This is a genomic window from Photobacterium rosenbergii (assembly GCF_033022775.1).
GTDB classification, from domain to species: Bacteria; Pseudomonadota; Gammaproteobacteria; order Enterobacterales; family Vibrionaceae; genus Photobacterium; species Photobacterium rosenbergii_A.
Genome location: NZ_JAWJZI010000025.1, coordinates 1 through 11,837, shown reverse-complemented (window position 1 = coordinate 11,837; position 11,837 = coordinate 1). Strand labels below are relative to the sequence as shown.

Genomic DNA, 11,837 nt, shown 5'->3' with positions numbered 1-11,837 from the left:
CACACGGCAAGCGTTAGGCGGCGGATTATACCACCTCTTCACGCTGGCTCAATTGAGCCACCAACAGAGGCAGAGGTTGCGGGCGGCCGAACAGGTAACCCTGGGCATAGTCGACACCCAGCTCGCCAAGCTTGGCAAGGATTGCCTCGTTCTCGACAAACTCCGCCACCGTCTGCTTGCCCATTTTCTTGGCCAGCTCATTGATCGCCTTCACCATGGCAAAATCCACTTCGTCATCGGCGATATCCCGGACAAACATGCCGTCAATCTTGATGATATCGACCGGCATCCGCTTCAAGTAGCCAAATGATGATAACCCAGAGCCAAAGTCATCGAGGGAGATCCGACAGCCCAACTCCTTGAGCAAGGTAAACGAGCGGATCGCCTCACTCATATTGCCAATGGCCGCCGTTTCGGTGATTTCCAGGCACAGTTTCTGCGCCGGTATGGGCGAGTGGCGGATTTTGTCCTGCAGGAAATGGACAAAGTCACGGTCGCCGATCGACTGCCCCGATAAGTTGATGGCGCACATATCCAAAGACGCCACGGCATCAGGGTGGGACTCCAGCCAATCTATCGCCGCACTCACAACATAGCGGTCAATCCGATGAGCCAGGTTATAACGCTCGGCTGCCGGCATGAACAGCCCAGGGGACACCATTTCCCCCTCGTCATTGCGGATCCGCACCAGGACTTCATAATGGTGGCCCTGGTGGCAGGAACTCAGTGGTGATATTTGCTGGGCATAGAGCTCCAGCCGCTGCTCCGACAGCGCCCGGCGGATCAAGCTGACACACTCCATTTCCAGCTCGCGACGGCGCAACTCCTCATCATCCGGGTGATAGACATGGAGGCGGTTGCGGCCCTCATCCTTGGCGGCATAACACGCGGTATCGGCTTGGGCATGGACCTGCTGACTCGACCCTGCAGTTTCGTCAATCATCCGCAGGCCTATCGAGGCGCTGAAACTAAAGCGGGCGGTCTGCCAGTAGAACTCGCTCTCCTCGAGCAAGTTCAAGATCTCGCGCCCGAATGCTACCGCTTCAACCAACTGACAGTCGGTCAGGATCACGGCGAACTCATCCCCGCCAAGGCGTGACAACACCGCCTGCTCCGGGGTGATCCCCTTGAGCAGCATGGCCACCTGCTTGAGCGCCTCATCACCGGCTTCATGGCCGGCGGTATCGTTAATAATTTTGAACTGGTCCAAATCAATGTAGAGCATAGCATGCTGAGCCCGGTGCTCACGGGCCTCTGCCAGCGCCCTCTCCAAAGACAGCTCAAAATGATTACGGTTGTACAAATCAGTCAGGTAATCATGGCAAGCCTGATACGCCAGCTGCTCTTCCAGCTCACGGGTAGAGGTAATATCTTCCCCTACAACGAGCAGCTGGCGGTTCTGGGCTTGGCGAATCGTCTCGCGGATCCAGACCGTGCGACCATCCTCGCAACAGTAGCGTAGCTGGCGTCGCCATACCCGCTGGCCAACATTATCCAGCGCCGAACTGATATAGCGCTGCGGAACAGGCTCATCCCCTTCATAGAAACTGGCGATCTTGTGGCCAAGCAAATCCCGCTTGCTGTAACCTAGCAGATCAGCGGCAAACTGATTGACCGATTGGATCCGTGACTGGCGATCAACGGTCAGCAGCATCACTGGCTGCTGCTCGTACAGCAATCGGTAACTCGCCTCACGCTCACGCAGCTTTTCCTCCATCTGGTGGCGAGCAGTGACATCACGGGCTTCTAGCAGCAGCTGCACCTCGCCACTTTCCCCCGCGGGCAATCGCTTGATCACAATATCCAGCATCCGGCTGCCATCCTCGTGGCTCTGGATATCGATTTCCATCCGCACCGGCTGGCTACAGGCCTGGGCCACCGCGCGACTTAATTTCAAGGCTGCTTCCGGGCTCCAGCAGAACCACCGCCACAAGGGCCGGTCATACTTAACCACCGAGCGCCCCACCAGCTCGTGCAGGGCCAAATTGCCCGATACCAGCATCCCCGCCTTGTCGAAGATACCGATGAACTGGAAACTCTGATCGAATACCCCTTCGAACAAAGCCCGGCTCTGCTGCAAGCGTTGCTCTCCTTTGCGCAACCTACGAATAACCATTACCAGCAAAGCAATCACCCCACCCATCACACTCAGGGCAACGGTCAATACACGAATTTCGTTCTGGTAGCGGTGCAACCAACTCTGGGGTTGATTAATGATCAGGGTTTCGTTGTTATCAATTTCCAATCCCCACCGGGCGACCTCAGGGTAGTTAAAGATTTCCTTGCCCGTGCTGCGGATAAAGGTCGGAAAACGGGTGACCTTGTCATCGAACAGTTTGACCAGCATCTTGCCGATCTGGAGACCTTTTTCATAACCACTAACCATCACCCCCCCCACCACACCATGGTTAAGCATGTATTTGTAGGAGGCGTACACCGGCGCAGAAGCCCGGACCGTTAGCTGTTCAAGAAACTCATCGCTGCTCATGTAGTGACCCAGGCTATCCTGGAAATAACTAAGGAAAAGGATTGCCGAGCGGGGAGGCAATCCTTCAGATTCGGCCAGCACCGACGCAAAGTCACTGTCCTGGATCCGGATCACTTCAAGGTCGAGGAAGTTAACCGAGAGAAATTCACTGACCCCTTTCCACAGCGCCCGTCCGGTGACCGTATTGTCTGCCAGCACATAGATGGTACGCAGATCCGGCTGGACCGACAGCGCCAGGCTAATATTGGCGGAGGCATCGGTTTGGTCGAGGATACCGATAACTTTTTTCAGCCGCCGGTGCTTATGGGGGTGATAATCATTGATGCCCGCCAATATCACCGGTGTCTCGCCAACCTCTTCGGCCAGTTGGTTGATTAACCACAGGGCATTGTCATCAGTGGCCACGATGGCCCGGTAGCTCTCCCGTTTTAACTTGGTCCGGTAGATATCCAACAATTCATTGAGGTACGCCGGCGACTGGTAGCGCTTGCTGTCCATGTAATTGACATGGAGCGAGACCCCCTGGACACTGGCCACCGACTCCAACCCGGCCTGGATCCCATCCGTCCAGCGCATCCCCTTATGGTAGGAATGGATCACCAAGGTGTCATAGGCCGACGCCTGGAGCGGTAACCAGCCAAGGAAAAGCAAAAAAGCAATCAAGCGCATAAAGGTCAGGGGTCCTGTCTATCCGTTGCAGGGCCAGAAGCGGGCCTAACGATAATTTTTTAATATAATTTAGCGACATAGCAGGGCGACAGTATAAGATATGAGCAAGCACGTATAAACCAAGGATTGCTTCTACCATGACCAGCCAGATTCGAATTGATGATCTCGACCGGGAAATCCTCAATACCCTGATGAACGATGCCCGCACCCCCTATGCCGAAATGGCCAAGCGGTTCAATGTCAGCCCGGCCACAGTCCATGTCCGGGTTGAAAAAATGCGTGCTGCCGAAATCATCACAGGTACCGAGGTGATCATCAATCCCAAATTGCTCGGTTACGACGTGTGCTGCTTTATTGGCATCAACCTCAATGCAGCCCGTGACTACCACTCAGCCCTGCGCAAGCTCAACGAACTCGATGAGGTGGTCGAAGCCTACTACACCACCGGGGCCTACAATATCTTCGTCAAACTGATGTGCAAATCGATAGAAGAACTGCAGTACGTGCTTATCGACAAGCTGCAGGCTATCGACGAGGTCCAATCGACCGAAACCCTGATCTCGCTGCAAAACCCGATCAACCGCAACGTCAAACCCTAGCGCGCAGGGGCGTTGCCACTATTAAAAAGGGCCAGCGCTTTCGCGCAGGCCCTGCCATATCTTATCAGTAAGTGAACACTTACATTACTTCTCGCTCAATTTGTCCAATTCTGCCTGACGTGCTGCGGCATCTTCCGCCAACCACTCGGCAACCGCCTTGGCAAAGTAAGTCAGCACCCCATCGGCACCGGCACGCTTGAAGCACAGCAATGACTCCATCACGGTCTCGCGCTCTTTGAGCCAACCATTCTGAATTGCAGCCATGTGCATCGCGTACTCACCGGATACCTGGTAGGCAAAGGTCGGCACCTGCAGCTCGCTCTTTACCCGGCGAACCACATCCAGATACGGCATACCCGGCTTGACCATTACCATGTCAGCACCTTCGTTAACGTCCATCGCCACCTCATGCAGCGCTTCATCAGTGTTAGCCGGATCCATCTGGTAGGTCTTCTTGTCACCGCCTTTTAAGTTACCCGCCGAGCCGACCGCATCACGGAACGGACCGTAGTAGTTCGACGCGTACTTGGCAGAGTAAGCCATGATTTGGGTATGCACATAACCCGCTTCTTCCAGAGCTTCTCGGATGGCACCGATACGGCCGTCCATCATATCTGACGGCGCGACAACATCAGCCCCGGCTTCGGCATGGGACAAAGCTTGCTTGATCAGCACCTCGGTGGTGACGTCATTGATGACATAGCCGTCTTCATCGATGATGCCATCCTGGCCATGGATAGTGAACGGGTCGAGGGCAACATCGGTGATCACGCCCATCTGCGGCACGTGCTCTTTAAGCAAACGCACGGCACGCTGGACCAAACCTTCAGGGTTGAAGGCTTCCGCAGCGCAAGTGGATTTGAAATCTTGCGATACAACAGGGAACAAGGCAATTGCCGGCACACCCAGAGTGGCCAGGTATTCTGCTTCCTGGAGCATCAGGTCAATGGACAAACGCTCGATCCCCGGCATGGAATCAACGGTCTCACGACGATTCTTACCCATCAGGATAAACATCGGGTAAATCAGGTCATTCACAGAAATCTGATTTTCTGCCATTAAACGGCGGCTGAAATCATGCTTACGCATGCGACGCATACGGCGTGCTGGAAACGCGCCCTGGATAGATACAGACACTGCATACTCCTTTTATGGGTTAAATCGCTTTATTTGGATCATATCACTCTCATTGTGCTGAAGGTGATCCGATATTGAAAAATGCCTGGGTGGTAACATAAGCATTGGCCATCACCTGCTCGGGTGGCTGGCCTCGACACTCGGCAATCACCGATGCGATATGAGGCAAGAACTTAGGCTCGTTGCGGCTGGACTTTGGCTTTGGCCGGTAATCCCGAGGCAATAAGTAAGGACAGTCAGTTTCCACCATCAAGCGGCTATCGGGAATATCGCCGACAATCTCGCGCAACTCGGTGCCGCGGCGCTCGTCACAGACCCAACCGGTGATACCGATGTGCAGATCCAGCGCCAGACAGTCGCGAAGCTCCTCGCGGGTGCCGGTGAAGCAGTGCAGGACCGCGGCTGGGAGCTTGTCACGCCACGGTTTGAGGATCGCCATAAATCGCTCATGGGCATCACGGCAGTGCATGAACACCGGCATGTTGAGCTCAACCGCCATCGCCAGTTGGGCCTCAAAAACCGCTTCTTGCTGCGGACGGGGGGAGAAATCACGGTTGAAATCGAGCCCGCACTCGCCGACAGCCACGACCTCAGGCTGAGCAGCCAGCTCACGGATCTCAGGCAAGGCCAAATCCTGGACGCTTTTGGCGTCATGGGGATGGACCCCTGCGGTACTATAGGTGTACCCCGGCCACTGGCGGGCCATCGCCAAAGCCTGCTGGCTTTCATCGATACTGGTACCGGTAAGAATAAGGCCGTGGACACCCGCTGCTTTAGCGCGTGCCACGACCTCGTCGCGGTCTTTGTCGAACCGGCTGTTAGTCAGGTTGACCCCGATATCAATCATCGTTGTTTCCACTCTTTTTGTTAGCAATGGAAACAACTTAATGAATATCGCTAAGTATTGCTATCACCCTTTGTAAATTTTCGGGTTGAACACGTCACGCAACCAGTCACCCAATAGGTTGATAACCAAGACCAAGGTCACCAGAACCAGCCCCGGGAAGGCAGTGATCCACCATGAACCGGAGAAGATGTAGTTAAAGCCGATGCTGATCAGCGAGCCCAATGACGGCTGGTCAACCGGCAGACCCAGACCAAGGAAAGACAGCGCCGCCTCGGACATGATGGCATTGGCCACCTGTACGGTTGAGATCACCAAGATAGGCGACAGGCAGTTCGGCAGGATATGGCGGAACATGATCCGTGGCGCCTTGAAGCCCATCACCTTGGCTGCCTCAACGTATTCCTTTTTCTTCTCAGCCAGCACCGAAGCCCGCACAGTCCGCGCATACTGCGGCCATTCAGCGATACCGATGATCACCACCAGCATTACTACTGCGTATTGAGCAAACAACTCGGCCCCCAACGCAGTTCGGAAAATCGCCGAGACAATAATGGCAACCATCATGGTCGAAAACGACAACTGGACATCGGCAAAACGCATCAGGAAACTATCAACCCGGCCACCGAAGTAACCGGCACTCAGGCCAATCACCACACCCAGCACCAGCTGTAGCCCTACCGCCAACAGACCGATAGTCAGCGACAGACGCGAACCATACAGGATGGTCGAAAAGATATCACGGCCCTGATCATCGGTGCCCAGTAAGAAACGGCTATCCCCCTCTTCCATCCAAGAAGGCGGCAGCTCCGAGTCCATGATGTCGATAGACGTCAGATCATACGGATTGGTCGGAGCAATCACCGGTGCCAGCAGCGCCGAGACGGCAAACACCATGAATACCGCAAAGCTCAGCATCGCCACTTTATCTTTGCGGAAATAATAAAGGAAATCAGACTGCTTGAAACGCTCCCAGCGGCTTGGGGCAGCGACTGTGGTACTACTCATAACTTACTCTCCCTTGCCAGTCAGGTTTACAGTCGGGTTAACCAAGCCGTATAGCAGGTCAACAATGGTATTGGTGACAACGAAAATCAGGCCAACAAAAATGACATAGGCGGTGATCAGGGGGGTATCTACCCGGTTGATCGCCTCGAGGAACAAGAAACCGGTCCCCGGCCACTGGAATACCGTCTCGGTCAAAATGGTATAGGCGACCATGGTACCGATCTGGACACCACCCACCGTCAATACCGGCAGCATGGTATTTTTCAGCGCGTGCTGATAATAGATCTTGTTCATCGCCAATCCCTTGGCCTTGGCAAACTTGATGTATTCCGAACTCAGTACCTCCAGCATCTCGGAGCGTACCAGGCGGATAAACAGCGGCAGCATGATCGATGCCAGCGCGACACACGGCAGTACCAAATGGCGCAGGCCATCAAGGGTAAAGTAGCCCGACTCCCAGCCCAGAAGGTTGGCGGTCTCGCCCCGCCCGTAGGATGGCAGCCAGCCGAGCTCTATCGAAAATACATACATCAGCATAATCGCGGTCAAGAAAACCGGGATCGAAATGCCGATACTACTGAAGGCCATCACGACCTTGGTAAAGAAACTGTTGGGGTGGATCGCCGAATAGACCCCGAGCGGGATCGACACCACGATTATGATCAGGGTTGCCCCGAACACCAATTCCAGCGTAGCAACCAGCTTATCGAGGATCACCTCGGTCGCTGGACGCTTGAAGAAGTAGGAAGTACCCAAGTCGCCTTGCACCGCATTGGCGACAAAACGGCTGTACTTGGTAATAAACGGATCGTTAAGACCCAGCTCGTCGCGAAGTTGTTGACGTTCAGCTTCTGATACCGACTGCCCCACCAGCTCTCGCAGCGGGTCGCCAAGGTTATCCTGAATGGCAAACGCCACCAGACTGATCACAAACATCACTATCAGTGCCTGAAACAGGCGCTTGACCAGAAACGTAAACATTCCCTGCCCCTTTTTTCATCCTTAAAAACAGCACCGGCTAATGCCGGTGCTGACAAGCCAGCCGGTTACCCGACGGCGGTTTTACTATTTTTCTTCAACTACCAGATCACCGAAGTACGGGAAGTTCATGGCATTGACAATTGGCTTGATGTTCAGCTTGCTGCTTGCACCCCACGCCAGGTTTTGCCAGTGCAACGGAACAAACGCAGCTTCGTTGTACAAAGTCGCTTCAACCTGCTGTAGCATCTCGGCACGCTTAGCCGGATCTGTTTCCACGTTTGAGGCTTCTACCAACTTGTCCACGTCAGTATTCGAGTAGTGACCACAGTTATACTGGCCCTTACCCGTTTCCTCGTTACGTGTCATGGTCAGGAACTCAGAGAAGTTCGCTGAATCCTCAGTATCCGAGTGCCAGCCGATCATCATCATATCTGCTGCACAGACATCGAACTCAGGCCAGTACTGGGCTTTTGGCAACGTCTTCAGGTCAACCTTGATACCGATCTTCGCCAGCATCGCCGCCGCGGCTTGTGCCACTTTAGCGTCATTCACGTAGCGGTTGTTTGGTGCCATCATGGTTAGACGGAAGCCGTCCTCATAACCTGCTTCTTTCATCAGCTCCTTGGCTTTCTTCACGTCGTAGCGCGGAACCAATGCATCATCATAACCTGCATAGCCTTCAGGACCCTGCTGACCCGCAGCTGTCGCAAAACCACGCATGATTTTCTTCACGATACCTTCGTTGTTAATCGCGTGGACAATCGCCTGACGTACACGCACATCTTTCAGGGCTTCGTTGGAATTCTGGTTCATCTGGAAAGTGATAATACGGGTACCCGGCAGGGTTACCAGATCCACATCCTTTGCACTTTCCACACGCTTGTGGTCATTCGGTGCAACAGGGGCAATCATGTCTACACCGCCAGACAGCAGTGCTGCTACACGGGTTGCATCTTCTTTGATAGGGACCAGCGTCAGCTTGTCGACGTTACCCTTAGAGTCTTTGTCCCAGTAATCGGCAAACCGTTCGAAATCGACTTTCACGCCTTGCTCACGGGCTGTCACGATGAAAGGACCGGTGCCTGATACATTGGTCGAGGCAAAAGAGTTACCGTGCTTCACCAACTCGGCCTTGTCTTTGCCGTCTGCCGTCTTGCCGCTGTAGAACTTGCTATCCATCGGGAAGATGTAAGTAGCAGTCTGCAATACCAGCGGGTAAGGCCCTTTAGAAATCAGCTCTACCGTGTAATCGTCAACTTTCTTCAGCTCGGTATACGGTTCGAAGATTGCCTTGAAATCCGGAGACGCTTTCAGGCGGTTGAACGTCCATACCACATCATCGGCAGTCATTTCATTGCCGGAGTGGAACTTCACACCCTTACGCAGAGTAAACTGGAATGTCTTGTCATCTACACGCTTCCAGCTTTCTGCCAAGCGAGGTTCGAAGTCCAGATCCTGGGTGTAGCGCACCAATGGGTCAAAGACCATATGAGACATCTGCAGCGTACCGCCAGATAGCTGCTCATGCGGGTCAAGCGATACCGGGTCAGCATCATAGGCAACCTTGATATCGGCGGCGGCGGCACTTAAGCTCAGGCCGGCAGCCATTAGGGCAACGGCCAACTTGGTCTTAATGGTTTTCATTGCATAGCTCCTTTATGCGGGGAGGTAACTCCCTTGCTGTTGTGTTTGCTTTTGTTGTGTCCTGTGCCGCTGTAGCCAACGGCTTGAATGGATTAAGCTAACTTGAGTCCTTCCTGGCTCATGCCCTTGAATTCGGGCATCAGCGAGATCAGTTGGCGGCTGTATTCATGCTGTGGGTTGGTAAACAGCTGCTCGGTCGGGGCGACCTCCAACAACGTGCCTTTTTGCATGACCCCGATACGGTCACACATCTGGCGGATCACCGGCAAATCGTGACTGATGAACAGCATGGTCAAATTCAGCTCGTCCTGCAGATCTTTGAGTAGGTTGAGGATTTGCGCCTGGACCGATACATCCAACGCCGATGTCGGTTCATCACAAATCAATAAGCGGGGACGGGTGGCCAATGCCCGGGCAATCGAGATCCGCTGGCGCTGGCCACCGGAAAACTCATGCGGGTACTTCACACCAGACGCACTGCCCAAACCAACATGATCAAGCAGATCGTTGACAATCTGGCGGGTCTGGCTCTCGTTGCCGGTCAGTTTGTGGAAACGGATAGGTTCGGCGATGATATCGGCGATCCTCATCCGCGGGTTCATCGAGGTATACGGGTTCTGGAATACCATCTGCATCTGGCGACGCAGCGGACGGCGCTCAGCTTCATTTTTGAGGGCCGTCAAATCGACACCTTCAAAGGTAATTTTGCCGGAGTTAGGCGGATACAAACCGGTAATAGCCCGGGCAATGGTCGACTTGCCGGAGCCTGACTCACCGACCAAACCAAAGGTTTCACCCTCGAAGATCTCAAAGCTGACATCATTATTGGCCTGGACGTATTCGCGGCGGCTCTCAAAGAAAGAATCCTTGGTAACAAAACGCAGGTTAACGTTCTCGACCTGCAACAAGGCACCGGTATAACTGCGCTGATCTTCGCTCTGCCCCAGCCAGTGGTTCTTGACATCCAACTGGGTCATTTCCTGCGCTTCTTCGATATAACTCACCAGCGGGAAACGCTTGAGTTTGATATCGGAACGCGGCACCGCAGAGATCAGGCTCTGGGTATAGGGATGGTTAGGGCGGCAAAGCACCTGCTCGGTATCGCCCATTTCGACCAAGTCACCGCGGTACATCACCGCCACGCGGTCGGTCACATTGGAAACGACCCCCATATCGTGGGTCACCAGCATGCAGCCGACGTTTTTCTTCTGGCACAGATCGCGGATGAGGTTGAGGATTTGGTCCTGGATAGACACATCCAACGCCGTGGTAGGCTCGTCGGCAATGATTAGATCAGGCTCTCCAGCCAAGGCAATCGCAATCACCACCCGCTGGCGCATACCGCCTGAAAACTGGTGCGGATACTGCTTGATACGCAGCTCAGGCTGCGGGATCCCCACCTGCTCCATCAGGCTGATCGCGCGCTTGACGGCTTCATCCTGACTGACCTTCAGGTTGGTCACAATGGTTTCGGTCAACTGCTGCTCAACCGTAAACAGCGGGTTGAGCGAGGTCATCGGATCCTGAAAGATAAAGCCGATTTTAGAACCGCGCACCGAGCGCATCTGCTCGGCCGTCAGGCCCGAAATCAATTCGCCATCAAGATATACATCACCACTCGCCACCCGACCCGGCGGGCTAAGCAAATCAATAACCGCATTACCCACGGTTGACTTACCGGCACCGGACTCACCGACGACGCCGACAATCTCCCCTCGCTCAATCGAGAACGAGAGCGATTTCACTGCAGCATGAACCCCATGTCGTGATGGGTATTCGATACGCAGGTTTTTCACTTCCAATAAAGCCATTACCAGACCCCAACTGCTTGGCAGCGTTCTGCCCTGTCTGAAAAAGAGAATCCCTTCTTTCAGCATAATTTGCTGAATATATGTTCAGAACACAATCTGTCAAATATTTCACAAAAAATCAACAATGCATTCGTAAAAACCAGCAAAACGAATAAAAAAAGAATAAATAATCACATTACGAGAAAGAAGAGTAAGAAATCAGGAGCAAATGCAGGTAAGACCACCACACATAACACAGATAACTAGCAGTCAAAGCCACTGCAAATCCAGTTATATGATATAGCTAACACTTTTTGCAATTGCATAAATAAGCAAATAGCAAAAAGCCCAGATTAACAATATAGAAACAAACACTGTACTATTACTATACTTCAAAGCGATATATCGGATTAACCATAAAAAGCAGACGGGTAATCTGTAACGAAAGATTATTAGCAGTAGATCACACTATTGGATTTAAAGGGAAATTGTGTCTGATCACAGCAATCCCGCTTCGCTGGGCTCGGATGGGGGGAAATAATAGATAGTGGGTGGCAGAAATGAAAAAAGCCCCGTCATTTTTGACGAGGCTTTTCAATGGTGGTCGGTGAAGAGGGATTCGAACCCCCGACCCTCTGGTCCCAAACCAGATGCGCTACCAAACTGCGCTATTCACC

At 53.4% G+C, this 11,837-nt stretch carries 8 protein-coding genes; 1 reads left to right on the top strand and 7 read right to left on the bottom strand.

All coding sequences use genetic code 11. The annotated features are described in order from the left end of the window. Positions 1-25: 25 nt before the first annotated feature. Entirely contained in the window at positions 26-3,157 is a 3,132-nt protein-coding gene (locus R2X38_RS24810; protein WP_317525019.1) for an EAL domain-containing protein, read from the bottom strand. Between the two features lie 137 nt (positions 3,158-3,294). On the opposite strand from R2X38_RS24810, the gene asnC reads away from it, so the two are divergent. Next, positions 3,295-3,756 (top strand): transcriptional regulator AsnC, encoded by a 462-nt coding sequence (asnC, locus tag R2X38_RS24805; protein WP_107300322.1) that lies wholly within the window; start codon positions 3,295-3,297, stop codon positions 3,754-3,756. Positions 3,757-3,840: 84 nt separating this feature from the next. Here the strand turns inward: asnC and hemB are convergent, their stop codons facing one another. From hemB to R2X38_RS24775, 6 genes are all read right to left on the bottom strand, one after another. Further along, entirely contained in the window at positions 3,841-4,893 is a 1,053-nt protein-coding gene (gene hemB, locus R2X38_RS24800; RefSeq protein WP_317525017.1) for a porphobilinogen synthase, read from the bottom strand. Positions 4,894-4,942: 49 nt separating this feature from the next. Beyond that, entirely contained in the window at positions 4,943-5,740 is a 798-nt protein-coding gene (tatD, locus tag R2X38_RS24795) for a 3'-5' ssDNA/RNA exonuclease TatD (protein ID WP_317525016.1), read from the bottom strand. A gap of 63 nt (positions 5,741-5,803) precedes the next feature. Continuing rightward, the gene (locus R2X38_RS24790; protein ID WP_317525015.1) at positions 5,804-6,745 is read right to left on the bottom strand and encodes an ABC transporter permease; all 942 of its coding nucleotides are present in this window, start codon (positions 6,743-6,745) and stop codon (positions 5,804-5,806) included. 3 nt (positions 6,746-6,748) lie between these two features. Next, a complete protein-coding gene (locus R2X38_RS24785; protein ID WP_317525014.1) occupies positions 6,749-7,726 on the bottom strand; it encodes an ABC transporter permease in 978 nt (325 codons plus the stop codon). Positions 7,727-7,810: 84 nt separating this feature from the next. Next, entirely contained in the window at positions 7,811-9,370 is a 1,560-nt protein-coding gene (locus R2X38_RS24780; RefSeq protein ID WP_317525012.1) for an ABC transporter substrate-binding protein, read from the bottom strand. Positions 9,371-9,462: 92 nt separating this feature from the next. Next, positions 9,463-11,181: an ABC transporter ATP-binding protein gene (locus R2X38_RS24775; RefSeq protein WP_317525010.1), complete on the bottom strand. Its 1,719-nt coding sequence runs from the start codon at positions 11,179-11,181 to the stop codon at positions 9,463-9,465. Positions 11,182-11,837 lie beyond the last annotated feature (656 nt).

Excerpts from the sequence above, each read along its gene's own strand:
- R2X38_RS24785 (WP_317525014.1), bottom strand. The coding sequence starts at position 7,726 with ATGTTTACGTTTCTGGTCAAGCGCCTGTTTCAGGCACTGATAGTGATG.
- R2X38_RS24810 (WP_317525019.1), bottom strand. The coding sequence starts at position 3,157 with ATGCGCTTGATTGCTTTTTTGCTTTTCCTTGGCTGGTTACCGCTCCAG.
- R2X38_RS24790 (WP_317525015.1), bottom strand. The coding sequence starts at position 6,745 with ATGAGTAGTACCACAGTCGCTGCCCCAAGCCGCTGGGAGCGTTTCAAG.
- asnC (WP_107300322.1), top strand. The coding sequence starts at position 3,295 with ATGACCAGCCAGATTCGAATTGATGATCTCGACCGGGAAATCCTCAAT.
- R2X38_RS24775 (WP_317525010.1), bottom strand. The coding sequence starts at position 11,181 with ATGGCTTTATTGGAAGTGAAAAACCTGCGTATCGAATACCCATCACGA.
- R2X38_RS24780 (WP_317525012.1), bottom strand. The coding sequence starts at position 9,370 with ATGAAAACCATTAAGACCAAGTTGGCCGTTGCCCTAATGGCTGCCGGC.
- tatD (WP_317525016.1), bottom strand. The coding sequence starts at position 5,740 with ATGATTGATATCGGGGTCAACCTGACTAACAGCCGGTTCGACAAAGAC.